Raw genomic sequence first — 24,072 nt, 5'->3', positions numbered from 1 at the left:
TTATGAAAGTAGTTTTGACTATGAATACTCTTTAGTTTCATCTACTGCATGTTGTGTAGAATTAATAAGATCTGGGGTAACTACGTTCTTAGAGTAAGGTGGTCAATATGTTGATGCTATGGTTGAAGCAGTTGATAAAACAGGTATAAGAGCCTGCCTTGCTAAATCAACTATGGTAAAGTATCTCATAACCCTGCAGCTGCAATGAAGGTTGTTTTAGGGTTTACTTCAATACCAGAGATGCTTGATAAAGTAATACCTGTATCTATAGGTACAGATAGTGCACCTTCAAATAATAGAATGGATATGATGAGAGATATGTACTTAACATCATTAATACACAAAGGAAGAACACTAAAGTAAATGGTTAATGAAAGAAAAAGAAATAGTTGTTCTTGATGGAGTTGAATTGTTAGAAAAAGTTAAATCTCAAGATGAAATAATAAGAAGAAAAGCTAATATAAATTTAACTTCAAATTTTAATATAATAAAATAAAATTTAATGATATAATAAAGAAGAAGTATATTTTAATGTTAAATACATTTTAATATACTTCTTTTTAATTATTCTTGATAAAGAAAATTTATAATAAATATGTTATTATAGAAACAGTAATTATTTACTTCATCTACACTGGAGGATTAATATGAACGATAAGTATATTATTTATTTTATTAGTAGAACTAAGGCTAGTATGATAAAATTTATAGAAAATAAATTAAAAGAAAATAAGTTAAATGATTTGATACCTACGCACGGTAATATATTAACTGCTCTTTATGAAAGTGAAAAAAGCTTAACTATGAAAGAAATAGCAAAAAAAATTGGAAAAGACAAATCTACAGTTACTTCTTTAGTAAATAAGCTTACAGATTTAGGATATGTTAAAAAACAAAAATGCGAAAAAGACAAGAGAGTAACATATATCGTTTTAACAAATAAAGCTAGAGAAATCGAAGATACTTTTAACTTTATTTCTTCTCAAGTTAAAGAAACTGCATATAGTAATTTTACAGATGAAGAAAAAAAAGAATTTCTTAGACTTTTAAGAAAACTTAGTACTAACTTTAAAAATGCAAACAACTAATCTATTTAAATTTTTATAAAAAATAAAAAAGCTATCTATTATTTTAGATAGCTTTTTATTGTATATTTAAAGTTTTAATTATTAATTAGTCTATAAACGTTACAACATCTTCTAATGGTTTACGAGGTGGTTGAGCTGGAGTGTTATCTTGTGCTACACCTAATGATATCATAGACATTAACTCATAACCTTCTTTTTCAAATCCTATTAGTTTTTCTATTTCTGTCTTAGCATGAGTAGGTCCTGTCATATAACAAGTTCCATACCCCATCTCAGTTGCTGCTAATAAGAAGTTTTCAACAGCTGATCCTATTCCTTGTGCAGCAGATTGAGGTGACACTAAAACATCAAGCACTTCTTGAGGTGCATTGTTTTGCTTTAATATTTTGTACTCTATCATTTTATATTCACAAGAATACACTAAAACTACTACTGGAGCATCTTTAAAGCATGTATAATAGTTTATTACACTCATATGTCTTTTGAAATCTTTTTCATCTTTTGCAAGTTGTCCTATTTTTTCATGGCTTTTAGCTACTATATCTGCCATTTCATTTATTATATCTTTGTTTTGAAGTACAACAAAGTGCCAGTTTTGCTGATGTTTTGGAGATGGTGCATAAGTTGCTGCATTTAATAATTCAACTATATCCTCTTTTGGTATTTTAGTATCTTTGAATTGTCTTACACTTTTACGGTTGTATATGAAATCTAAATTTGCCATTATGTAATTCTCCTTTTGTTAAATTAGTTTGTCTTCAAACTAATTATATTAAAAAAATAGTTTTATGTCAAACTATTTTATTCAGAACATTATCTTGTCAAATTTTATAAAATAAAAGTACTTCTTGAAATTTTAAGAAGTACTTTTATTTTATCATTTATTTTCATTTATAAACAGATTTATTTCATCTATTGTAGCATATGAACTTATAGCCCCTTTTTTAGTTGTGCTATAAGCAGCATAATAATTTGCAAATATTAAATAATCTTTAATAGTCTGAAATTCCAGTTCACTTAAAGAGTTGACATCTACATTGTCTTTTAATAGTTTATATAAAAATGCACCTATAAAAGAATCTCCTGCTCCTGTTATATCTATAGCATTTACTTTGTTTCCATTTATAGTAACAAAGTTATTTTTAGTATAAGCTGTAACACATTTGCTTCCTTTTGTGAATAAAACCATAGATACATTTCCTCTAAATAAAACTTCTTGAGCTATTTTTTTATAGTCCAACTCTCAATCTCCTTTCAATATTTATGTAATCGATTATATATGGTATCGATTCCTTATGTCGCATTTATTATATAATAGGTTTTATTCTTTGTAAACATTTTCATAAAATTTATTTTAGTTATATTATTTCTATTTTGTTTATTATTTATATAATTTGATTAGTCATAAAAAAAGTATACTAATTTACTGTATACTTTCTCTTTCTTTTAATTTATATCCTAATTTTATGTTCTTTATTTCTTTATCTTTATTTTGTAATTTACTTATAATTAATTTTGCTGCTTCTATTCCGCTAGTTTTATAATGATAATGTATAGTTGTAAGTTTTGGGCTAACCACTTTAGATACTCTAGAGTCCCCCTATTGATATCATGGCTATATCTTTTGGTATATTAATATTATTTTCTTTAAGATACTCCATAGCTCCTATTGCTATACTATCAGTTGCACAGAATATTTAATCTAGATGCTTATTATTTTGAATTAATACTTTACACCCTTCATATCCTGATTTTTTTGAAAACTCACCTATTTGAATTCGCTCTTTTTCTACTTCATAATTATAATTTTTTAATGCTTTTAAGTAGCCATTTTTTCTTTCTTTACCAACAGCTATATCTTTTTCACTTACTCCTATATATCCTATATTTTTTTTATTATTTTTTATAAGGTATGTAACTGCACTGTATGCTGCTCCAAAATCATCATGATATATGCATAAGTAATTTTCTACACTTTGACCTACTATAACTATAGGTCTTTTTATTTTTTTCATTATCTCTAAATGATTTTTCGTTATTACAGTTGCAACAAATATAATCCCATAAACTTCATTGTTTTTAAATATATTTAAGTATTCTATTTCTTTTTCTATATCTAAGTCAGTGTTGCCTAAAAGTACATTATATCCATGTTTTCCTATTTCACTACTTATACCATCTACAACTCTACTTATAGTCTCTGAGCTTATCTTCGGAAGAATTACTCCTATTAAATTAGTTTTCTTAGTTCTTAATGTCTGTGCATATGAAGATGGTACATATCCTGTTTCATCTATAATTTTTTGTATTTTTAATCTATTAGCTTCACTTACATATCCATCATTTAAAAATCTAGATACAGTTGTTCTTGAAACACCTGCTAGCTCTGCGATTTTACTTATGTTCATTATATCCTCCTAATTACTTTATCTATTGATATTTTATTATAAATTTATCGTATTGTTAAGGGTGTATTTTTATATTTGACTAACTATCATACTTTCGAAACTTAAAAAGGAGATATTTTTATATATCTCCTTTTTTCTTGTGTTCATTTTTATTTGTTAAAATAATTTTTTACAGTTAAATATAGTGTTTTACTATATTTACTAGGTCGTCAAAAGTTAACTTTATCATTAGGGGTGATGTTGTTAACATCACTGTAGAGATGCTTGCTACAAAAAAATCATATAAATCAAGGGACATAATCTCATCTCCTAATAATGCAGTTTTTATATTATATTACTTAAAACTAAATTTAATAAATATTATTTGAAATTTATAGAAATACTAAAAGTGTTGTAATAATTATTTTACTATTTTATAGAAGATATTATTTCAATATTTTATTTTGTTTTTAATCATTAAAAGTAAATAAAGGAGGCATTTATATGAGTGACAAAAAGTTGCCTAAAGAAGCTTATGGTGGTGTATCCGGTAAAGATTATGTACCATATATCACTGATAAGTCTCACAAAGGTGCAAACGTAGCTGTATTGATTATAGGTATTTTCCTTGCAACAATATTTGCTGCTTCTACCGCTTATTCTGGTATGAAATCCGGACTTACTGTTGCAGCTGGTATTCCAGGGGCTATAATTGGTTCTATGTTTGTCGGAGTATTTGCCAAAGAAAAAGGTATACTGGGTAAAAATATATTACAAGGTATGTCAAGTGGTGGAGAATCCATTGCAAGTGGTATGATTTATGTATTACCTGCAATAATTTTAATCGGTAGCCAAATTACATTTTTCGAAGGTGTAGTTATAGGTGTTGGTGGAGTTTTATTTGGTATAGGGTGCTGTTCTTTAGTTTACAACTATTTAATTGTTGAAGAGCATGGTAAGCTTATGTATCCAGAATCTATGGCTATTTCAGAAACACTTGTTGCTTCTGATGGTGGCGGAGATGCTATAAAATTTATGGGTATTGGTTTTGCTATAAGCGGAATTATAAATGTATTAACAAGTTCTTTCTTAAATGTATTAAATAATACTATGACATTTATAGGAAGTAGATTTTATAAATGGAAATTCTCAACAGAAGTTAATCCTTTACTTTTAGGTATCGGTTTTATAGTAGGTCTTGAGGTATCTTTAACTATGTTTGCAGGTTCCATATTATCTAACTTTGGTGTAGCACCATTAATAGGTTACTTTACTGATATGGCCGCAAATGGCGCTGTTGTTTGGAATGATCCAGCTATTGCTATCAATCAAATGGATGTTAATTCTATTTCCGGTAGTTATGTTAAATACATTGGTGCTGGTATGATGCTTTGTGGTGGTATAATAGGTGCCCTTAAGCTTATACCTACTATAGTTGTTTCTATTAAAGAAACTCTTAAAGCTAAGTCTAGCAAAGACGGTAACTCAGAGGGATCGTCTAGTGAAATGTTAATTTTATTAGGTGGCATAGTTATTGGATTTGTAGGTGCATTTTTAGTATCACAAAGTATAACTATGGCTATTGTTGGTGGTATAGTATCTCTTATATTATCACTATTATTCGTTATAGTTGCTGGACGTTTAACTGGTACTATAGGTACTTCTAATCTACCAGTTTCTGGTATGACAATAGCTTCTTTAGTTATACTAACATTAGTATTCGTTATAATGGGATGGAAAGGGCAAGCTGACAATAAATCTTTACTTTTATTTGCTGCTTTTATGGTTGTTGCTATATCCATAGCTGGTGGTTATACTCAATCTCAAAAGGTTGCTTATATTATAGGTGGTAGTAAACGTGAAATGCAAAATTACTTTACTATAGCAGGTATTGTAGGTGTTGTTGTTGTTACTGGTACAATACTTTTACTTTCTAGTCAATTAGCTATAACTGGCAGTGATGCTCCATTTGCTCTTCCTCAAGCAAACTTAATGTCAACATTAACTTCTGGTATTATGTCTGGTAACTTACCTTGGGTTATGATAATTGTTGGTATATTTATAGCTTTAGTTTTATTTTTCTTAAATTTACCAATAATGACTGTAGCTATAGGTTTCTACTTACCGATATCAACTACTTCTATAATATTAGTTGGTGCATTAATAAGAGTATTTGTTGAGAAAATGTCTAAAAGTGAAGCAGAAAAAGAAACTAGAGTTGCTAATGGTATAAGTTTATCTTCTGGTCTTGTTGCTGGTGGATCTATAATAGGTCTAATAGGTATCATATTACAAGTTTCAGGAATAATTAAACCAAATATCCCAACTGGATTTGCATCAACTAATGCTATGGCTCTTATTATTTTAGCTGTATTGGTTGTAGCAACTACAATACCTATTATTTCATCAAAACCAAAAGGAAATCAAAGATAAATAATATATATTTTAATTAATAAACAAAAATAAAGGAACTATATTTTATAGTTCCTTTATTTTTGTTTATTATTAAGTTGTATTTATTAGTATATAATCAGTATTTTTATATTTTTTTGTTGTTTTTTAAATATCAAGTTAAACATTTTATGTAAAAAATATTTTACTTTGTAATTTTGTATTTTTTATTGTCGAGTTTTATGGTATAATCTAGTAACAATTTAATACAAGGAGGAATTTCTAATGAAGAAAAAATTACCTAAGGAGGCTTATGGTGGTGTATCTGGTAAAGACTATGTACCATATATCACTGATAAGTCTAATAAGGGTGGAAACGTTGCTATTTTAATAATAGGTATCGTTTTATCTACAATTTTCGCTGCTTCTACTGCTTATTCAGGTATGAAGTCAGGACTTACTGTTGCAGCAGGTATACCTGGTGCTATAATCGGTTCTATGCTTGTGGGTGTTTTCGCTCGTGAAAAGGGTATTCTAGGCAAAAACATATTACAAGGTATGTCAAGTGGTGGAGAATCTATCGCTAGTGGTATGATTTATGTTTTACCTGCAATTATATTAATCGGTAGCCAAATAACATTCTTTGAAGGTCTGTTAGTTGGTGTTGGTGGAGTTTTATTCGGTGTTGGATGTTCATCGTTAGTTTATAACTACTTAATAGTAGAAGAACACGGTAAACTTATGTATCCAGAATCTATGGCTATTTCAGAAACACTTGTTGCTTCTGATGGTGGCGGAGATGCTATAAAATACATGGGAATCGGTTTTGGTATAAGTGGTATTATAAACGTTTTAACTGGTTCATTCTTAAACGTAGTAAACAATACTATGACTTTTGTAGGAAGTAAATTCTACAAATGGAAATTCTCAACAGAAGTTAACCCTCTACTTTTAGGTATAGGATTTATCGTTGGTCTTGAAGTATCGTTAACAATGTTTGCTGGCTCTATATTATCAAACTTTGGTATAGCTCCATTAATAGGTTACTTTACTGATATGGCTGGAAGCAATGCTGCAGTATGGAATGATGCATCAATGTCTATTAGTCAAATGGATGTAAACGCTATCTCTGGTAGCTACGTTAAGTACATAGGTGCTGGTATGATGCTTTGTGGTGGTATAATAGGTGCTCTTAAACTTATACCTACTATAATCATTTCTATAAAAGAAACTCTTAATGCTAAGTCTAATAATGATGGTAGTGCAGAAAGCTCTTCTGGAGAAATGTTAATCCTACTAGGTGGTGTAGTTATAGGATTTGTAGCTGCATTCTTAATATCTGGTAGCATTACAATGGCTATCGTAGGAGCTATAGTTTCTTTAATATTAGCGTTATTATTCGTTATAGTTGCTGGACGTTTAACTGGTACTATAGGGACTTCTAACCTTCCAGTTTCTGGTATGACAATAGCTTCTTTAGTTATATTAACATTAGTATTCGTTGTAATGGGATGGAAAACTCCAGAAGATAATAAGTCTTTACTTTTATTTGCTGCTTTCATGGTTGTTGCTATATCTATCGCTGGTGGTTATACTCAATCTCAAAAAGTTACTTACATAATAGGTGGTAGTAAACGTGAAATGCAAAACTACTTTACTATAGCAGGTATTGTTGGAGTTGTGGTTGTTACAGGAACAATATTATTACTTTCTGGACAATTAGCTATAACTGGTAGTGATGCTCCATTTGCACTTCCTCAAGCAAACTTAATGTCAACATTAACTTCTGGTATAATGTCTGGTAACTTACCTTGGGTTATGATAATTGTTGGTGTGTTTATGGCTTTAGTTTTATTCTTCTTAAACTTACCAATAATGACTATAGCTATTGGTTTCTACTTACCTATATCAACTACTTCTATAATATTAGTTGGTGCTTTAATAAGAGTATTCGTTGAAAAAATGTCTAAAAATGACTCTGAAAAAGAAGCTAGAGTTGCTAATGGTATAAGTTTATCTTCTGGTCTTGTTGCTGGTGGATCTATAATAGGTCTAATAGGTATAATATTACAAGTTTCAGGTATTGTTAAGCCAAATACTCCTTCAGGATTTGCTGCAAGTAATATGATGGCATTTGTTATATTAATACTTTTAGTTATAGCTACAACTTTACCAATAATTTCAACTAAAGTAAGACAAAATGAAAAATAATGAAGATGTTTTAGGTATAATTTTTAAAGTGTCAGATACAATTTGTGTTGAAGTGAGTAACGATAATATTGTTACCATATTAGAAAAACAAGATCATAAAGTACAAAGCTTTTTTAGAAAGTTAAAATTTAAAATTCCACAATATAAAAAAATTGAATTAGATGAATTCGGAAGTGCTGTATTTTTATTAATTGATGGAAAAAGCACCGTTAAAGAAATTGGTGAAATTTTAGATTCTAAATATGGTGAAAAAATTCATCCTCTTTATGAAAGACTATTATTATTTTTAAATCATATTGATGTAAATTGTAACTATATTGAAAAATTAGATATTTAAAATACAAAATATAACAAAAGTGGGAGACTTAATTTGTCCTCCCACTTATTATTTTAAAATACTTATTTTTTACACTTATCTATCTTTTAGTAAATGGATTTATCTCATATGTAGAATAAATAGGTATCTAGTAGATTCATTACTTATATTAACGTCTCTTACGACATTTACCAATTCTACTGAATCTATAGTTGAAACTTCTCTAAATTCTTCTAAAGATCAATTATATCCTATACTTTCTATTTCATTCTTATTACATTGTAAACTTTTTTCCATATCTTTTTACAGTTATTTTGATCATTTTGATTATTAGGTCTATTGTTATTGCAGCTACAATGATTATTTGGGCTACCAACGCAACCATTATTGTGGTTATAATTGCAATGGTGATGGTTAGTGCCGCTATTATTTCTATCTTCTACTTCATCAAAATCACAATTCTGATTTTGATTATGATTTATTTTCCTTCTTACTTTTATTCTTTTACATTCATAGTCTGCATCTATTGCTAAATAATCCTGTGCACAATTAGATTGATGTCTTATTATTTGATTAAGTCTTCTATTTAATCAACTTATAAATTCCCTATTACTAGTTTCACTAGTTAAAACTTTTATTTTAGATATGTCACAAATAGATATAGTTAAATCTCCAAAATTTACAACAGTATCGCATATTTTTGCTTGCTCAAATACACCAGAATGAATCTCTATACGGTATACTAAGCCTGTATTTAATGTTATCTCTATATTTATTCCAAATCCAGGTATATTAGAATGGTGTACACAATCTATTATAGCCTTTAATGTTGCTCTTATTCCATTTATACAAGAGTCATTATTATTATGTTTACATTTATTTTCATGATTACATTGATTATTATCGCAATTATTTCCATAAAATTCACTATACATAATTTATCGCCGCCATAAAATTCATAAGATATATTTTTAAATTAATATATCTAGTATTAATGCATTAGTTTTCGACTTAATTTGATACAAAAACTATGTATAAAATAAAAAATAGTAGTCATAAATGACTACTATTTTCTAATATGTTATTATTCATTTTTAATTAAGCTTGAGATGCCCAATCCGCTGGATATGTTACATATATAAATCTAGCATAATCTTTAACAGAAAATTGTATGCTACTTCCTTTTGGTATAAGTATTAATTCACCAGCTGAAGCAGAAACTGTTCTTCCATCTATTATTATATCTAGTGTTCCTTCTATTACGTAATCAATTTCATCGTAGTTTAAAGTCCAATCAAATGTTGTTTCTTTCATTTCCATCATTCCACAACCTAATCTTGGGCTTTCTTCTAATGTAAATAAATCTTTAGTGTATACTACATCTTTAGAATTTCCTGTATCTAATCTATTTGATTCATCAACCTTTACAGTTGGTAATTTTATAGATGTTATTCCACTTACATCTTTATTTCTTACAAAATCTACGCTATCTTTAGTTCCATTTATTTTTTCTTCTATTATTTGTCTTACTAATGTTTCAAGTAAACTTTTATCTATATTTTTTATATCCATTTTATGCTTGCTCCTTTTTTAGTGTTTTATTTGCTATAACCATAGCTAACATAACTGCACTTATTCCTCCAACTAATTTAGCAACTATCATTGGAGTTATCATTTCCGAATTAAATCCTGCTGTAAATCCTAAGTGATCTCCAAATACGAATGCTGCTGATACAGAGAATGCTACGTTTATTATTTTTCCTCTATCATCCATATCTTTCATCATACCAAACATAGGTATACAGTTAGCTAAACTTGCAACAAGTCCTGCTGCTGATATATCATTCATTCCAAGTACTTTACCTAAAGCCATTAAAGGTTTGTTGAATACTTTAGTTATAACAAATACTAGTGGGAATGCTCCCGCTAAAACTATTGCTATATCTCCAACTATTGCTATACCATCATGTATAGGAGCCATCCCTGGTATTATAACTATTCCAGTTAATGCTTCAACTATAGCTGCTGCAAGACCTAATGTTATAACTATTACTACACCTTTTCCAAAATATGTGAATCCTTTTATCATAGCGTTTTCAAATTTTAATAATCCAAGTGCTATAACTATTGCAAATATTATTATAGGTATTAAGTTTTTAACAATCATCATAAGTGGGAACCCTGCTACTAATCCTCCAACAAATGCTCCAACAGGTATTGTTATTATACCTGCAAGTATTCCTGTTGCTAAGAACTTTTGATCTTCTTTTTCTATTATTCCAAGAGCTACTGGTATTATAAATACTATAGTAGGTCCCATCATTGCACCTACTATTAATCCACCAAATAATCCTGCTTGAGGATCTTTTGCAAGTTCCATTGCAAGTGGCGCTCCACCCATATCATTAGCAAGTAAACTTCCTGCAAACATTGCTGGGTCTGCACCTAACATGTCAAATACAGGAACTATTATAGGTCTTAATACGTCTGCAAGTACTGGCGCTAAACATATAACCCCTACCATTGCAACCGCTAGAGAACCCATTGCCATTATACCTTCTTCAAATTGTTCTCCTAGTCCAAACTTGTTACCTATAGATTTATCTATAGCTCCAAGTACCATAAATAGTACCATTACATAAATTATAATTTCATTTATACTCATAATGCCCCTCCATTATATTAGATTTTTTATTATTTGATTATCAACATATGGTATTATTGAAATATTTACTATATCTTTTTTATCTAAAATCTTAGTTCCTTCATCTATACCATAGTCTAAATCACTTAAATTTCCACTTACTATATATACAAGTTTTCCTCCTATTGCAAAAGATAATTGCAATTTAACAAGAGATACATCACTAGATTTTAATGTTTTGTCAAGTGCTGTAAGTCCTGCACATACTTTGTTGGTTTCTACTACTCCAATAGATGTTATACTTTCTAACTTTTTATATTTATTTTTTAGTCCATTTATTATATCTAAACTAACTGCATTAATTACAAAACTATCAACTATATAACCACTACCTTTAGTTAATCCATAATCTATGGACTCATTTATATAAGAAGTTTCCCCAGCTATTATTATTAAGAATTTACCTGGACAAATACTTTTTAAATATAATACTTCAACTGAGGACTTCTTAATCATTTCATTCGATACTTCTATGCCTTTTGCTATACTTCTAAATTCTATAGCACCTATACTTTTATTCATCGAAAAACTCTAATGTATCAACTATACCAACTATAGTTGCATCTATTGGCACATCTCTTTTTTCAATGGATGCTCTTGCTGATGAACCTTTAGTTATGAAAACTAAGTCTCCATTACCAGCTCCTGCATTATCAGCTGCAACTAAAAAACCTTCTTTGTACGTATCTTTAGTTTTTAAAAGCTTTACTACTAAAAACTTTAATCCACATAATTTTTCATCTTTTCTAGTTGCCCACACATTGCCTACAACTTTACCTATTTCCATAACAATTCACCACTACATTCTTTTTAATTTTAAATGATGTATTCTCATAAAGTCAGTAGCTAATGGAGTTATTATGCTTTTTTTGCTAACAACAACATTTTTTATTCCATTTACCATTGGCTTTCTTAAGTCACTTTCTGATATAAGTTTTTTAGTTCTTAAATCTAAGCTAATTTCATCATCTATTATTTCTTTTTCTCTTAAAGTTTTTTTATCTAAAATATTTAAGCTTAAGTTTTCTACTTTATTAGTATTAATTTTAGCTTTTGAAGTTATAGAATTTAAGTCTTTAACTACCTCTACTCCAAATTTCAATATTTCATCTTCATAAGATAAGTATTTGTTGTATAGAGCTTTTGGTGCAGTTTCTTTGTATCTTTTATATTCTATTCCTTCATCTAATACATATACTTTTTTGCCTTTCATAAGCATTTTAAGTATAAATCTTTCTTCATCACTTACACTATTTCCTAAAGCTAGATTACAAATTCCTCTCATACAAAGTTTTGATACTATAATCATTTCACAGTCTCTTATGTCTTTTTCAAAAGATACTACATCAAAATTTTCTTTTAAGAAATTAAATCGTTCTTTATTGTTTTCATATATTAAAACAGCTTTTGGCTTATTTGTAATTTCTAATTTATCTGTACAATTTATTTTTTTGTAAATCTCTTCTACTATAAGATTTACAAGATTATCATAATTCATATATTCTCCTCCCTAGAGGTAGTTTACTAATTTTAACCTTTTATAATTTTTGCCATAGTTCCTTTACTAAATCCACATGCATTAGCTTCATCATAGTCTATATGCATATATGTGTTAAATTTTTCATTAACTCTAACGACTACATCATCAAATATTAATGGTCTTTGTCCAAATACTTTAACTTGAACTACTTCATTATCACATACATTAAATTTAGCTGCATCACTAGGTGTTATGTGTATATGTCTTTTAGCAACCATAAGACCTTTATCTAATGAAACTTCACCATGTTCTGTAGATATTTTTATACCTAATGTATTTTTTAAATCTCCACTTTGTTTTATAGGAGCTTTTACGCCTAAAGAAGATCCATCTGTTAATGACACTTCAACTTGAGTTTCTTTTCTACAAGGTCCTAGTACTATAACATTTTTTATACTACCTTTTGGACCAGTTATTGTGACTCTTTCTTTACAAGCATATTGACCTGGTTGAGATAAATCTCTTAACTTTGTTAAGGTATATCCTTTTCCAAATAATTTTTCTACATCTTCTTCACTTAAGTGAACATGTCTACCCGATGCCTCAACCTCTATAAAAGCTTCTTTTTTTACTCTACTTATAACTTCTTGTACTATTTCATTTAATAGATTTTCCATTATGTCCTCCAATTACTTATATTTTCCTGTTCTAATTTTATAAATCATAATCCAGAACACTGATGATAATCTATTAAGTGCTTTTATTAAATCTTCTCTTTCAACTTGTCCATATTCCCCTTTGAAAGCTTCATATGCACAAAGCTCAGCTTCTCTTGTAGCACTTCTTATACTATTTATACCTACTACTACTTCTCCCATCTCATATGATGGAAACTCATGTCCTATACCAAAGTATTTTTTAGGATAATGTGATTGCTCTCTTAATTCATCAGGAGTTAATCCTAAAAGAGTAAACTCTTCTAATTTTTCTTCTAATACTTCACATCTCATTATGCTTCTTACAAAGTCTAATATTTCTTGTAAATCCTTTGTCAATTTTGGCATATTACTTTTTTGAGAAAGTATTTGTCCTTCTAGTATTTTAGACTCTAAAGAATCTATTTTACCTCTAAGAATTATTCTTTTATGATCCTTAAATACTAATAAATTTCCATTTAATTGTGTCATGTGCTCTGGCTTTTTATCTAATTTAGCACCAAATACAGTAGTGTATTTATATGATTTTTCTTTTATAACTTCTTTTATAATTTCTTTCGGTTCATTACTCACTTCACTTATGCTATCAACATATTTAAGTTCAATACTTTTTTCTAATAAATATGATTTTGCTGAAGGAGTTATTATCTGACCCTTTTCTATATAAAATTCTGTTAACTTATCTTTGTCTTTTCCTATTCTTCTTCTTATTTCACTCTCTGTTAAAACACCCATTTTATCACATCTCCTACTAGATGTATAAAAGGAGATGTCTCATAGTTATAAATTGCTTTATCATTATGAAACAATCAGCTTTTGAGACATCTCCTTTTTTATCAAAATTTATTTATTCATTTGAGCAACGAGCCTTTTTAGATCGTTGGCGAAATGAGCATCGTGAATATTATTCAGCAGATACTTTTGGTAATATAGCATCTACTTCAAAGTGTGGTCTTGGTATTACATGAACTGATACTAATTCTCCAACTCTTTCAGCAGCTGCAGCTCCAGCGTCAGTAGCAGCTTTAACAGCTCCAACATCTCCTCTTACCATTACAGTAACTAATCCTCCACCAACTTGTTCTTTACCTACTAATTGTACATTTGCAGCTTTAACCATTGCATCTGCTGCTTCTATTGCTCCTACTAATCCTTTAGTTTCTATCATTCCTAATGCATTTGCGTTTGCCATAACAATTACCTCCAAAATTTTTTATATTATTATTTTTATTTTTTATTAATTGATCTTATCCTTAACTTATTTAACTTGCTAGTTTAATTCTTTAACTATTTTTTTTACTAATAAATTTATTAACTCTTCTTTATCCATAGAGTCAAATACTGAAGTTTCAACCTTAGGAGTAGTTCCTTTAAGCTCTTCTATTTCTTTAACTCCATAAGCTACTTTTTTAATGTTTATTAAATCAAGTGGCCCTATATTATTTGAAGTTGAACTTCCACCTATTGCTCCACATCCTAATGTTAAAGCTGGTATAAGATTAGTTGAGCCACCTATTCCTCCAAGTGCTGACGGAGTATTTACTAGTATTCTTGATACTGGCATATTAAGTGCAAATCTTTTTACTAACTCTTCGTCATTTGCATGCATTGAGAAAGTATGTCCTGCACCTTCATTTAATAATACTTCTCTACATCTATTTAATACTTTATCTACGTTTTCTTCAACATAAAATGCTAATATTGGAGCCAGCTTTTCTCTAGAGTAAGCAACGTCATGTCCTACTTTAGTTTCTCTTGCTATTAATACTTTTGCAGTAGATGGTACATTTTTTAAATTAGCTAAGTTTGCAATTGTTTCTACACTTTTTCCAACTATTTGTGGGTTCATAGTACCATTTGCTCTTAGTATAAACTTTGATAACATTTGGCTTTCTTCTTCATTTAAGAAGTAAGCTCCTTGATTTTTAAGTTCATTTACTACAACATCTTCCATAAACTTCTCAACAACTATTGATTGTTCTGATGCACATATAACACCATTATCAAAAGTCTTAGAATCTAATATTCTTTTAACTGCTAACTTAACATCAGCACTTTTATCTATAAATGCAGGTCCATTTCCTGGTCCTACTCCTATTGCTGGAGTTCCTGATGAGTAAGCTGCTCTAACCATTGCTTCTCCACCAGTTGCTAATATTAATTTAGTATCTTTGTGTCTCATTAGTTCATTAGTTCCTTGGATACTTGGAGTTTGTATACATAATATAGCATCTTCTGGGCATCCTGCACTTATAGCTGCTTCATTTATTATTTTTACAGTTTCAAGTATACATTTTTTAGCATTTGGATGTGGCGAGAATACTATTGAGTTTCCTGCCTTTAAAGATATCATCGTTTTATATATTACTGTTGATGTTGGGTTAGTTGAAGGTATTAAACCTGCTACAACTCCCACTCCAGTTGCAATATCTATAGTTTTTTCTTCTCTATTTTCAGCTATTATTCCAACAGTTTTTGTATCTTTTAATGTTTCATAAACCATTTTAGATGCAAATGTATTTTTAACTATTTTATCTTGCCATTTTCCAAATCCTGTTTCTTCATTAGCCATTTTAGCTAATTTTTCAGCATTTTCAAATGCATTGTCTGCTATAGCCTTTACTATTTTATCTATTTGTTCTTGGCTCATCTGGCTAAGTTTTTCTTGAGCTACTTTAGCTTTTTTTACAAGAGTTCTTACTTCTTGTATAGATAGTAAATCTTTATCTAAAAGTGTCATATCTATCTATCCTCTCTACTTAGCTTATCAATTAAATCTATTAACTCTTCCTTTTTTAAAGAGTTTAACTCTTTATTAGTTACGGAGCTGTCTAGTTTCTTTATATAAGCTTTTAATTCTTTTATACTTTTCTTTGATAAATCTTCTTTATTAGAATCAGCATTGCTTTCATTTTCTACTGCTTGATCTAATTCATTTTGATTTAAACTGTCAGTATTGTTTTCATTTTCTTCTATTTTATCTTCTAATATTTCATTATTTACTTTTATACTAGAATCTTCATTTATTGTTATTTGTTCTTCTTCTAAAGGAGAAATTTCTGTTGATGCAGCTTCTTGTACTTCACTATTTATGCTAACTTCTTCTTTAGTTTCTTTTTTATTTTCTTTTTTGAATAAAACATCTGCAACTTCTTTATTAATTCTTGGGATTACATGAGTTGATCTTAATGTTCCAATTCTATTAACAGCTACTTCAGCTGATTCTACTGCTGATTTAACTGCTCCTACATCTCCACTTATTGTTAAAGTAACTATACCACTTCCTACTTTATCAATACTTACTAAACTTACATTGGCAGACTTTAAACAAGCATCACTAGCTTCTATAGCAGCAACATATCCTATTACTTCTACTAAACCTAAAGCATTCATTTATACTAGAATCCTGTTGGGTTATCTGCTACTGATTTTACTGCTTCTGCAAAAGCATCACATGCTGCTTTACAAGCTGATTGAGAACCTGTAAGTAATGCTCCACCAAAGTTTGTTTCAGTTGGAGGTGCAAATAATTCACACATTGATACATCTGCTGCCTTCATAGCTGCATCTAGAGCATACATTGCTTCAAGTGGTGGTGCTACTAAGTAAGCTAATGCCTCTCCTTCTCTTATTCCTGCTACTTTAGAAAGATAAGTTCCTGTTCTTGATACACAATGAGCATAATATGCTATTGAATCATCATCATTAGCACTTATAAATGTTGATCCATATTCCATAAAGTCAACTACTGCATTTAATCCACTTCTTACTTCAGCAGGGCTTGGTCCTGCTATTATACCTAATACTTCACCTGCAAGTTTAGTTGATGCATTTGCAGCTCCTGCATACATTGATTTTGCATAAACTACCTCTACTTCAGAAGCTTTAGTAGCTTCATCAAGCGCAGTATATGTTACATCATCACAATCAGCTGTTATTAATCCTAAACTTTTGTGATGTGGCTCAAGTTCTAATTTTTTAGCCATTTCTGGGCTTACATTTGATATTATTTTTATTCCTAGTATATTAGGACGAATTACATCATTTTTCATAGTTTATACTCCTTTAGGTTATTATTTTAGGTCTATTCCTGAAGCTTTTTTATCTAACATTGTTTTTATAAGTTCAGCTATATGAGCACCTGCTTCAACTGCAGTTGTTCCTCCCTTATGGATGTTTGATATAACTGTTCTTTTAGCTTCTGCCATTCCTATATATGGCTTGTATGCAATGTATGCTGACATTGATTCAGCAGTAACTAGACCTGGTCTTTCTCCAACTAACATACATATAACTTCACAACCTAATTCTTCACCTAAGTGGTCCATAGCACCAACTCTACAGTGCTTAACAAATACTAATTCACCGCATTCTATACCATACATTTTTAATCCTTGCTTTATAGCTGGTACACAATCTTTTAAGTTTGCTTCTATTGCAGCTGAGCTTAATCCATCTCCTACCATAATTAGTACTTTTTGATTAGTTCCTACTTTATCTTTTAAAGCTTTTATAGTTTCTTGTGAGAACTTTCTACCAAGGTCTGGTCTTGTTAAGTACTCATCTTTATCATTACATAAAGTTTCTACTGCGAACATGTTATTTTCTTTTACGAAATCTTCATTTACATATGAGAATACAGCATCTTGTGCAGCAGCGTGGTCTGCTCTGAATCTTAAAACTGTTTCTGTTTTGTATCTAGCACCACATCTACCTATCCCTATTCTTGCAGGAGTCTTAGCTTTCATGTCTAAGTAACTTTCTGCATCTTTAGGATTATCTACTAATAATTGTTTCTTTATATCTACTTCCGTTATATCATCTATACAAGCATCGTTATCTACTACAGTATTGCTTACTTTTTTAACAGTTTCAGCTATAACGTTTGAATCTATATCTCCAACCATTTGTCCTACTAACTGTTCTACTAATGCTTTTAAATCCTTTTCATTCATATTAAAGACCTCCTATCCTAATAATATTGATGCATCTCCAGCTATTTCAGTTAACTTACCATCTTTAGTGAATCCCATCTTTTCAGTCCAAGCATCAAATTCTTTTATTGCTGTTAATCCAAACATTTCTCTAAGTGCTGCTGTTTCATGGTATCCTGTTGTTTGGTAGTTAAGCATTACGTCATCTCCATGAGGTATTCCCATAAAGTATGTACATCCTGCTGTTGTTAATAATATAGCTAAGTTTTCCATGTCGTTTTGGTCTGCTTTCATGTGGTTAGTATAACAAACGTCAACTCCCATTGGTAGTCCACTTAATTTACCCATGAAGTGGTCTTCAAGACCTGCCCTTACTACTTGTTTTGCATCATATAAATATTCAGGTCCTATAAATCCAACAACTGTGTTAACTAAGAATGGCTCGAATTTTTTAGCAAATCCGTAACATCTAGCTTCCATAGTTACCTGGTCTATTCCATGATGGGCTTCTGAAGAAAGTTCTGAACCTTGGCCTGTTTCAAAGTACATTACATTAGGTCCTGTAGCTGTACCATGTTTAAGTGCTAGTTGTCTAGCTTCTTCTATTGTGTCACCATTAAATCCAAAGGCTTCATTTCCTTTTTCTGATCCTGCTATTGATTGGAATATTAAATCTGCAGGAGCTCCATTTCTTATTGCTTCCATTTGTGTAGTAACATGAGCTAACACACAAGTTTGAGTAGGTATTTGATATTTATTTTTTACTTCATCAAATCTCTTAAGTACTTTAGTAACACTCTCAACTGAGTCATCAACTGGATTAAGACCTAAGACTGCATCTCCTATACCGAAAGTTAAACCTTCAAGAAGTGATGCAAGTATTCCATCTGGATCATCAGTTGGATGGTTTGGTTGAAGTCTAGCAGATAAAGTTCCTTCTTCACCTATTGTTGTATTACAATGAGCTGTAACTTTTATCTTTTTAGCCGCATAAACTAAGTCCATATTTGACATTAATTTAGCAACAGCTGCTATCATTTCAGAAGTTAAACCTCTTGATATTCTCTTTATATGGACACTAGTAGTATTACTATCTAATAACCATTCTCTAAATTCAGATACTGTCCAATCTTTTATTTCTTCATAAACCTTTTCATTTACAGCATCTTGTATTATTCTAGTTACTTCATCTTCTTCATAAGGTACTGCAGGATTATTTCTTATATTCTCTAACTTTATGTGTGATAAAACAACTTTTGCTGCAACTCTTTCTTCTGCTGATTCTGCTGCAAGGCCTGCTAATCTATCTCCTGATTTTTCTTCATTAGCTTTAGCCATTACATCATATAAGCCATTGAACTGATAAGTACGTCCAAATAATTTTGTCTTTAAAATCATTTGCTTACCTCCCTCTATTAATTAAAAACTAATGTTTTTATTACCACAGGTAATACTTTACCTTCTACTATTGGTTTACCAATGTCGATATAATCTCCATTTTCAACCTTGATACTGTCTATACAAACAATATCTTTTTCATAATTTAAAATCGCATAAATGGCTTGCCCTAGTACTTTTGCCATATCATTTTCAACAATTACTATAAATGGCAAGTTATTGTCTATGATTTCTTTCATTCCATTTACAAATCCATTTGCATATTCTTGTATATCTAAAAAAGTTGGATTTTTCTTGCCTGTTATGGCTATTGCAACTTTTTGAAGATCATTTTCTAGCTTAAACCAATTAAGTTTACTTTTTATTGCTTCTTTTATCTGTGTTTCATTACCATTTTCTTCTTCTGGTGATAGCTTTAAAACAGGTAAATTTTTAATTGGAAAAGCCTCATGTGTGTAAGTTATTGTACTTCCACTTACTTCTGTAGTATGAGAACCTGCTCCTACTACTGTAGCTCTTATAGTTTCTAGAGATTTTACTAAGTTTATATCTTTAAGATATTTGCTATTTCTTATTGCTTGACCAAGTAAGATACCTAAATCTCCATATTCAAAATAATCTTTTATTTCTCCATCATAGTAAATGTAATCAGCTACTCCACCAGAGAAAGATACGTTTTCAATCTTTTCATTTAATTTTATAGACTTATTAGTCATTATAAAGTCAAACAAAGGTGTTTTTGGTTTTAATCCAATACTTTCTGCTATTAAATCTACCATTATATCTATTATTGGTTTTGTATTTTCAATTGTTGCTGTTGTTCCTACTCGGAGATTAATATTATTTTCTTTGATAATTTTTTCTATCTTAGGTGATATATAAGTTATTTTCTTGCTTATCTTATCTACTTTTATAAGCCTTCCACCTATATCAAGGCACCCAGTGTCAATTACCTCTCCTCTTTTAAATGATGCTAAGTTACTAGTTCCTCCACCTACATCTATATTTACAACAGTTGTAGAATGTTCTTTTGAGTAGATATGAGCTCCAGCTCCTTTTCCAGAAATTATACTTTCTAAGTCTGGACCTGCCGTTGCTACAACAAAGTCACCCGCAAATCCACTTAAAGTATGAAGCACATCATTTGCATTTTCTTTTCTAGCTGTTTCACCAGTTATTATAACTGCTCCTGTGTGTATATCTTCTTTAGCTATATTTGCTAGTTTGTATTCCTTATCTACTATATCTTTTATTTCTTGACCATTTATCTCATTGTTTGAAACAAGAGGCGTAAAGTATACTTGACTTTTATAAATAATTTCTTTGTCTACTATACTGATTCTAGGTACTGAAAAACTCGATGCCGTATTTTCAACTATTAATTTTGAAAATATTAACTGAGTAGTACTTGTACCAATATCAATACCAACACTTAATAACTCTTCTCGCATTTTTTCACCTCCAAGTTAAAAGTATGTTTTAAACAAACAAAGAGGCTCAAAGCTATAATAAATATAAGCTAAAAATCAATAGATTTTTATTACTTACTTCATTAATAACCTTAAGCCTCTTTGCTCAATTAAAACTACTACTTTGTAGCCTTGTTATTATTAGTATTAATTTTTAAACAGGTATCTTAAGTAATATCTTAGTACCCTTTTCATTTGATTCTCTTTCTAAAGTTCCTCTCAAAACTTGTGTAATATAACTATCTATTATAAAAGTTCCTAGACTTTTTCTATCTATATTATTAGTTGAAAATCCTACTCCATCGTCTATTATTGCAATGTTTTTATAGTTATTTTCTTTGTTAATCAAAATTCGTATATTTCCACTTTCTTTTCCTTCAAAAGCATGATCATAGCAATTTTGAATTATCTCGTTTATAACTAGTAGTATTGCTGTTGCTTTCTCTCCACCTATCTTAAAATCTTCACCTGTTATGCAAATGTTTATATCTTTATTATCACAATAGCCTCCTTGGATATTGCTTACTAATAAATTCATAGCTTCTAGTATAGAAATATTATTATCTTCTTCTTTAGATAATAGATGGTGTGTTGAAAGTATTGCAAAAACTCTATTTGTTATATTATCTAAACAATGTTTTACTTCTTCATTGTTTGATAGCCTACTTTGCTTTCTTATTATTGATATTACTGTATGAAGGTTGTTTTTAACTCTATGATGAGCTTCCCTTACTGAAACTGATTTTAAAACTAACTCAGCCTCTTTTTGTTTTAAATCACTTATATCTTCAATTATTTTAACGACTTTGTACTCATCATCTTTGATGTGTATTGTTTTTATTTTGAAATATAAATCATCAATACAAACTTCATTGGTTTCATCATAATTTTCATCTAGTAATATATCTTCAAATTTTTTAGGTTCTATATATATATCATTATAATGTACGTCTTGTATATCACATAAAAATCCAAGCTTTTCATACATTTTTACTGCATTTTTATTTTTTATTTTAAGTTTTCCATTTTTATCAAATATAAGTATTGCTGCATTTAAATTATCTGTTAAGAAATTATTGTTCTTTATTAGATTTATAAATTCATGTGAGTTTTTCTTTTTATCAAATCCATCTTTTAACTCACTACTTATATCTTTTTCTACGATTAATACTGCTATAACTTTTTCATCTAGTGTTACAGGTTGAATAGTTTGTTTTACTACTTTGTATTCTTGTGTTAGAGCCTTTATATCCCTAGTTGTTATTCCTGTATTTAAGGTCTTTATAACTCCTGGTTCATTTTCATTTAGAGCTTTTTTTCCTACAACGTTTTCAGCATAAAGAGATTTATTTTTCGGCTTACTGTGACAAACTACTATTGCTTCCTCTACATCCTTACTCAACACATCAATGAAAACATCACTATCATAGAAGTTTGCCATTAAATCTAGAGATTTTGAAACTTCTAAGATTTTATCTATTTCATTTTCATTTAGTATTGTATTTTCTTGGCAGAGTGTTTTTATGATGTTACTCATCATATCCAATTATAATCATCTTAGCAATTTCAAGCATTGTGGTTCTCTTATCCATGCTAAGTTTTCTTATTCTTGTGTAAGCTTCATCTTCACTAATCTTAAATTCTCTTATAAGTATGCCTTTAGCTCTTTCTACTATTTTTCTTTCTGCTAACTTAGAATTCATTTTTTCTAAGTCTTTTTTCATTTGTTCAAATTCCTTGACTTTACTTAAACACATCTCAATTGTTGGTATAAGTGATTTTTCACTAGCTGGCTTAACTAAATATCCAAACGCGCCTATGCTTTTAGCTTTTTCAATGTGTTCTTTATCTTCAAATGAAGTTAATAAAAGTACTCCACCTGCTAAGTTTTCTTTAGCCATTATTTTTCCAGCTTTTATTCCATCTAGTATTGGCATATCTATATCCATAATTACTAAATCTGGATTATGTTTTTTACACATTTCAACAGCTTCAAATCCATCACAAGCTTCACCTATTACTTCATATCCACGGTCCTCTAGAATATCTCTAATGTCCATTCTTATAAGAGGTTCGTCATCAACTAATAGTATTTTTCTCCCCATATGTCTTTACCTCACTAACTAAAGGTTAATGTTTGCCAGGTAGTCAAATAATGGTTTAAGACCAATATCATCTACTGTATCTACTTTAAATATTTGACTTGCACCTGCTAATTCTAGTCTATCATAAGCTAGATTTATCTGTTCTTCGGTTGCTTTATTTATTTTTGTTATTATTCCTATAACATCTTTGCAAAACATACCTGCAAATCCTGGTGCTATATAATTTTCTTCTTGAGTTGGATCATATACTATTGCTATAACTTTTGCATCTACTGATGTAGTTATTAATGCATTGTATAATCCTCTGTTTTCCATATATTCACCAGGGGTATCTATTGCATTGTTGTATAACTCCACTGATTGTGTTTTTTTATATTTTATTTCTAATTGGTCTAGTTTTTGGCATAGTGTTGTTTTTCCACTGCCTGTCTTTCCCATAAATATTATATTTTTCATCACTATGTCCTCGTTATTTTCGCAGATGAGAAATTTAGCATATCTCCTAAAACTTGTAAAACTTCATTTAATGCTGATTCTACTGAACTTACATCACCGCTTATTACTACTGATCCACTGAATCTGTCTATAAAGCCTAATGACACATCTGATGATTTTGTTGCAACATCTGCTGCTATTATTGATGCTTCACTTGGCGTTATTGTCAGTATTCCTATTGCATCTTTTTTTTCAATAACTAATCCTAATTTCTTATAAATATCTTGATTTGGATTAGCTATTATATGTGCAAGAGTAACTTGTTTACCTGGAACATATTCTTGGATAACTCTTTGTTTAGTTTCTTCTACCAATTTAATTCCTGCTTTCTTTTGTCATTTAAATAAATAAAAGCTTCTAAAAGACACATACAGAATA

At 29.6% G+C, this 24,072-nt stretch carries 30 protein-coding genes; 6 read left to right on the top strand and 24 right to left on the bottom strand.

Annotated features, from left to right (window positions below; all coding sequences use genetic code 11):
• Positions 1–204 precede the first annotated feature (204 nt).
• The 3 genes from NWE74_RS01635 to NWE74_RS01625 all read left to right on the top strand — a co-directional run bounded on the left by NWE74_RS01635 (position 205) and on the right by NWE74_RS01625 (position 1,088).
• Positions 205–363, top strand: a complete 159-nt coding sequence (locus tag NWE74_RS01635) for a hypothetical protein (RefSeq protein ID WP_258241498.1) — start codon at positions 205–207, stop codon at positions 361–363.
• Positions 364–370: 7 nt separating this feature from the next.
• A complete protein-coding gene (locus NWE74_RS01630; protein ID WP_258241497.1) occupies positions 371–496 on the top strand; it encodes a hypothetical protein in 126 nt (41 codons plus the stop codon).
• A gap of 151 nt (positions 497–647) precedes the next feature.
• Complete coding sequence (locus tag NWE74_RS01625; protein ID WP_258241496.1) at positions 648–1,088, top strand: MarR family winged helix-turn-helix transcriptional regulator; 441 nt, start codon at positions 648–650, stop codon at positions 1,086–1,088.
• A gap of 85 nt (positions 1,089–1,173) precedes the next feature.
• Here the strand turns inward: NWE74_RS01625 and NWE74_RS01620 are convergent, their stop codons facing one another.
• From NWE74_RS01620 to NWE74_RS01605, 5 genes are all read right to left on the bottom strand, one after another.
• Positions 1,174–1,812 (bottom strand): nitroreductase family protein, encoded by a 639-nt coding sequence (locus NWE74_RS01620; protein WP_258241495.1) that lies wholly within the window; start codon positions 1,810–1,812, stop codon positions 1,174–1,176.
• A 153-nt stretch (positions 1,813–1,965) separates the two neighbouring features.
• A complete protein-coding gene (locus NWE74_RS01615; protein WP_258241494.1) occupies positions 1,966–2,328 on the bottom strand; it encodes a carbohydrate kinase family protein in 363 nt (120 codons plus the stop codon).
• Positions 2,329–2,511: 183 nt separating this feature from the next.
• Positions 2,512–2,667, bottom strand: coding sequence for a substrate-binding domain-containing protein (locus tag NWE74_RS01610; protein WP_258241492.1), 156 nt, complete (start codon positions 2,665–2,667; stop codon positions 2,512–2,514).
• A 10-nt stretch (positions 2,668–2,677) separates the two neighbouring features.
• A complete protein-coding gene (locus tag NWE74_RS19270) occupies positions 2,678–2,749 on the bottom strand; it encodes a hypothetical protein (protein WP_309137300.1) in 72 nt (23 codons plus the stop codon).
• Positions 2,750–2,785: 36 nt separating this feature from the next.
• Positions 2,786–3,496 (bottom strand): LacI family DNA-binding transcriptional regulator, encoded by a 711-nt coding sequence (locus NWE74_RS01605; protein WP_258241491.1) that lies wholly within the window; start codon positions 3,494–3,496, stop codon positions 2,786–2,788.
• A 483-nt stretch (positions 3,497–3,979) separates the two neighbouring features.
• Here NWE74_RS01605 and NWE74_RS01600 point away from each other — a divergent pair, with 483 nt between their 5' ends.
• The 3 genes from NWE74_RS01600 (at position 3,980) to NWE74_RS01590 (ending at position 8,414) form a co-directional block, all read left to right on the top strand.
• A complete protein-coding gene (locus NWE74_RS01600) occupies positions 3,980–5,908 on the top strand; it encodes an OPT family oligopeptide transporter (RefSeq protein ID WP_258241490.1) in 1,929 nt (642 codons plus the stop codon).
• A gap of 243 nt (positions 5,909–6,151) precedes the next feature.
• Positions 6,152–8,077, top strand: a complete 1,926-nt coding sequence (locus tag NWE74_RS01595; protein ID WP_258241489.1) for an OPT family oligopeptide transporter — start codon at positions 6,152–6,154, stop codon at positions 8,075–8,077.
• Entirely contained in the window at positions 8,067–8,414 is a 348-nt protein-coding gene (locus NWE74_RS01590) for a PqqD family protein (protein WP_258241488.1), read from the top strand. The genes NWE74_RS01595 and NWE74_RS01590 overlap by 11 nt, the downstream gene beginning before the upstream one ends.
• A gap of 569 nt (positions 8,415–8,983) precedes the next feature.
• Here NWE74_RS01590 and NWE74_RS01585 read toward each other — a convergent pair.
• The 19 genes from NWE74_RS01585 to NWE74_RS01495 all read right to left on the bottom strand — a co-directional run bounded on the left by NWE74_RS01585 (position 8,984) and on the right by NWE74_RS01495 (position 24,008).
• Positions 8,984–9,328 (bottom strand): hypothetical protein, encoded by a 345-nt coding sequence (locus tag NWE74_RS01585; RefSeq protein ID WP_258241487.1) that lies wholly within the window; start codon positions 9,326–9,328, stop codon positions 8,984–8,986.
• A gap of 163 nt (positions 9,329–9,491) precedes the next feature.
• Positions 9,492–9,965 carry a cupin domain-containing protein gene (locus tag NWE74_RS01580; RefSeq protein WP_258241486.1) on the bottom strand — a complete coding sequence of 158 codons (474 nt, stop codon included), beginning with the start codon at positions 9,963–9,965 and terminating at the stop codon, positions 9,492–9,494.
• Position 9,966: 1 nt separating this feature from the next.
• On the bottom strand, positions 9,967–11,058 hold the full coding sequence (gene eutH / locus NWE74_RS01575) for an ethanolamine utilization protein EutH (RefSeq protein ID WP_258241485.1): 1,092 nt from the start codon (positions 11,056–11,058) through the stop codon (positions 9,967–9,969).
• 12 nt (positions 11,059–11,070) lie between these two features.
• Entirely contained in the window at positions 11,071–11,619 is a 549-nt protein-coding gene (locus NWE74_RS01570) for a BMC domain-containing protein (protein WP_258241484.1), read from the bottom strand.
• On the bottom strand, positions 11,612–11,884 hold the full coding sequence (locus NWE74_RS01565; protein ID WP_092721760.1) for a EutN/CcmL family microcompartment protein: 273 nt from the start codon (positions 11,882–11,884) through the stop codon (positions 11,612–11,614). The genes NWE74_RS01570 and NWE74_RS01565 overlap by 8 nt, the downstream gene beginning before the upstream one ends.
• Before the next feature lie 12 nt (positions 11,885–11,896).
• Positions 11,897–12,595 (bottom strand): TIGR02536 family ethanolamine utilization protein, encoded by a 699-nt coding sequence (locus tag NWE74_RS01560; protein ID WP_258241483.1) that lies wholly within the window; start codon positions 12,593–12,595, stop codon positions 11,897–11,899.
• 32 nt (positions 12,596–12,627) lie between these two features.
• Positions 12,628–13,254 carry an ethanolamine utilization phosphate acetyltransferase EutD gene (gene eutD / locus NWE74_RS01555; protein ID WP_258241482.1) on the bottom strand — a complete coding sequence of 209 codons (627 nt, stop codon included), beginning with the start codon at positions 13,252–13,254 and terminating at the stop codon, positions 12,628–12,630.
• A 12-nt stretch (positions 13,255–13,266) separates the two neighbouring features.
• Entirely contained in the window at positions 13,267–14,028 is a 762-nt protein-coding gene (locus NWE74_RS01550; RefSeq protein WP_258241481.1) for a cobalamin adenosyltransferase, read from the bottom strand.
• Between the two features lie 169 nt (positions 14,029–14,197).
• The gene (gene eutM / locus NWE74_RS01545) at positions 14,198–14,485 is read right to left on the bottom strand and encodes an ethanolamine utilization microcompartment protein EutM (protein ID WP_026901054.1); all 288 of its coding nucleotides are present in this window, start codon (positions 14,483–14,485) and stop codon (positions 14,198–14,200) included.
• Positions 14,486–14,563: 78 nt separating this feature from the next.
• Complete coding sequence (locus tag NWE74_RS01540; protein ID WP_258241480.1) at positions 14,564–16,033, bottom strand: acetaldehyde dehydrogenase (acetylating); 1,470 nt, start codon at positions 16,031–16,033, stop codon at positions 14,564–14,566.
• 2 nt (positions 16,034–16,035) lie between these two features.
• Positions 16,036–16,686 carry a BMC domain-containing protein gene (locus NWE74_RS19090; protein WP_309137266.1) on the bottom strand — a complete coding sequence of 217 codons (651 nt, stop codon included), beginning with the start codon at positions 16,684–16,686 and terminating at the stop codon, positions 16,036–16,038.
• Between the two features lie 5 nt (positions 16,687–16,691).
• Entirely contained in the window at positions 16,692–17,345 is a 654-nt protein-coding gene (eutL, locus tag NWE74_RS01530) for an ethanolamine utilization microcompartment protein EutL (RefSeq protein WP_258241479.1), read from the bottom strand.
• 21 nt (positions 17,346–17,366) lie between these two features.
• Positions 17,367–18,248: an ethanolamine ammonia-lyase subunit EutC gene (gene eutC, locus NWE74_RS01525; protein ID WP_258241478.1), complete on the bottom strand. Its 882-nt coding sequence runs from the start codon at positions 18,246–18,248 to the stop codon at positions 17,367–17,369.
• Positions 18,249–18,260: 12 nt separating this feature from the next.
• Complete coding sequence (locus NWE74_RS01520) at positions 18,261–19,625, bottom strand: ethanolamine ammonia-lyase subunit EutB (RefSeq protein ID WP_258241477.1); 1,365 nt, start codon at positions 19,623–19,625, stop codon at positions 18,261–18,263.
• Between the two features lie 17 nt (positions 19,626–19,642).
• Positions 19,643–21,076 (bottom strand): ethanolamine ammonia-lyase reactivating factor EutA, encoded by a 1,434-nt coding sequence (gene eutA / locus NWE74_RS01515; protein WP_258241476.1) that lies wholly within the window; start codon positions 21,074–21,076, stop codon positions 19,643–19,645.
• A gap of 172 nt (positions 21,077–21,248) precedes the next feature.
• Positions 21,249–22,634 carry a sensor histidine kinase gene (locus NWE74_RS01510; RefSeq protein ID WP_258244404.1) on the bottom strand — a complete coding sequence of 462 codons (1,386 nt, stop codon included), beginning with the start codon at positions 22,632–22,634 and terminating at the stop codon, positions 21,249–21,251.
• Entirely contained in the window at positions 22,624–23,199 is a 576-nt protein-coding gene (locus NWE74_RS01505; protein WP_092721780.1) for an ANTAR domain-containing response regulator, read from the bottom strand. The genes NWE74_RS01510 and NWE74_RS01505 overlap by 11 nt, the downstream gene beginning before the upstream one ends.
• Before the next feature lie 18 nt (positions 23,200–23,217).
• Entirely contained in the window at positions 23,218–23,655 is a 438-nt protein-coding gene (locus NWE74_RS01500; RefSeq protein ID WP_258241475.1) for a EutP/PduV family microcompartment system protein, read from the bottom strand.
• A 2-nt stretch (positions 23,656–23,657) separates the two neighbouring features.
• Positions 23,658–24,008 carry a BMC domain-containing protein gene (locus NWE74_RS01495; protein ID WP_092721784.1) on the bottom strand — a complete coding sequence of 117 codons (351 nt, stop codon included), beginning with the start codon at positions 24,006–24,008 and terminating at the stop codon, positions 23,658–23,660.
• Between the last annotated feature and the right edge of the window lie 64 nt (positions 24,009–24,072).

The organism is Romboutsia lituseburensis (assembly GCF_024723825.1).
GTDB classification, from domain to species: Bacteria; Bacillota; Clostridia; order Peptostreptococcales; family Peptostreptococcaceae; genus Romboutsia_F; species Romboutsia_F lituseburensis_A.
This window is presented reverse-complemented; position numbering and strand designations above follow the sequence as displayed.

Coding starts and splice junctions, on each gene's coding strand:
- NWE74_RS01635 (WP_258241498.1), top strand. CDS start 205: ATGAAGGTTGTTTTAGGGTTTACTTCAATACCAGAGATGCTTGATAAA.
- NWE74_RS01630 (WP_258241497.1), top strand. CDS start 371: ATGAAAGAAAAAGAAATAGTTGTTCTTGATGGAGTTGAATTGTTAGAA.
- NWE74_RS01625 (WP_258241496.1), top strand. CDS start 648: ATGAACGATAAGTATATTATTTATTTTATTAGTAGAACTAAGGCTAGT.
- NWE74_RS01620 (WP_258241495.1), bottom strand. CDS start 1,812: ATGGCAAATTTAGATTTCATATACAACCGTAAAAGTGTAAGACAATTC.
- NWE74_RS01605 (WP_258241491.1), bottom strand. CDS start 3,496: ATGAACATAAGTAAAATCGCAGAGCTAGCAGGTGTTTCAAGAACAACT.
- NWE74_RS01600 (WP_258241490.1), top strand. CDS start 3,980: ATGAGTGACAAAAAGTTGCCTAAAGAAGCTTATGGTGGTGTATCCGGT.
- NWE74_RS01595 (WP_258241489.1), top strand. CDS start 6,152: ATGAAGAAAAAATTACCTAAGGAGGCTTATGGTGGTGTATCTGGTAAA.
- NWE74_RS01590 (WP_258241488.1), top strand. CDS start 8,067: ATGAAAAATAATGAAGATGTTTTAGGTATAATTTTTAAAGTGTCAGAT.
- NWE74_RS01585 (WP_258241487.1), bottom strand. CDS start 9,328: ATGTATAGTGAATTTTATGGAAATAATTGCGATAATAATCAATGTAAT.
- NWE74_RS01580 (WP_258241486.1), bottom strand. CDS start 9,965: ATGGATATAAAAAATATAGATAAAAGTTTACTTGAAACATTAGTAAGA.
- eutH (WP_258241485.1), bottom strand. CDS start 11,058: ATGAGTATAAATGAAATTATAATTTATGTAATGGTACTATTTATGGTA.
- NWE74_RS01570 (WP_258241484.1), bottom strand. CDS start 11,619: ATGAATAAAAGTATAGGTGCTATAGAATTTAGAAGTATAGCAAAAGGC.
- NWE74_RS01565 (WP_092721760.1), bottom strand. CDS start 11,884: ATGGAAATAGGTAAAGTTGTAGGCAATGTGTGGGCAACTAGAAAAGAT.
- NWE74_RS01560 (WP_258241483.1), bottom strand. CDS start 12,595: ATGAATTATGATAATCTTGTAAATCTTATAGTAGAAGAGATTTACAAA.
- eutD (WP_258241482.1), bottom strand. CDS start 13,254: ATGGAAAATCTATTAAATGAAATAGTACAAGAAGTTATAAGTAGAGTA.
- NWE74_RS01550 (WP_258241481.1), bottom strand. CDS start 14,028: ATGGGTGTTTTAACAGAGAGTGAAATAAGAAGAAGAATAGGAAAAGAC.
- eutM (WP_026901054.1), bottom strand. CDS start 14,485: ATGGCAAACGCAAATGCATTAGGAATGATAGAAACTAAAGGATTAGTA.
- NWE74_RS01540 (WP_258241480.1), bottom strand. CDS start 16,033: ATGACACTTTTAGATAAAGATTTACTATCTATACAAGAAGTAAGAACT.
- NWE74_RS19090 (WP_309137266.1), bottom strand. CDS start 16,686: ATGAATGCTTTAGGTTTAGTAGAAGTAATAGGATATGTTGCTGCTATA.
- eutL (WP_258241479.1), bottom strand. CDS start 17,345: ATGAAAAATGATGTAATTCGTCCTAATATACTAGGAATAAAAATAATA.
- eutC (WP_258241478.1), bottom strand. CDS start 18,248: ATGAATGAAAAGGATTTAAAAGCATTAGTAGAACAGTTAGTAGGACAA.
- NWE74_RS01520 (WP_258241477.1), bottom strand. CDS start 19,625: ATGATTTTAAAGACAAAATTATTTGGACGTACTTATCAGTTCAATGGC.
- eutA (WP_258241476.1), bottom strand. CDS start 21,076: ATGCGAGAAGAGTTATTAAGTGTTGGTATTGATATTGGTACAAGTACT.
- NWE74_RS01510 (WP_258244404.1), bottom strand. CDS start 22,634: ATGATGAGTAACATCATAAAAACACTCTGCCAAGAAAATACAATACTA.
- NWE74_RS01505 (WP_092721780.1), bottom strand. CDS start 23,199: ATGGGGAGAAAAATACTATTAGTTGATGACGAACCTCTTATAAGAATG.
- NWE74_RS01500 (WP_258241475.1), bottom strand. CDS start 23,655: ATGAAAAATATAATATTTATGGGAAAGACAGGCAGTGGAAAAACAACA.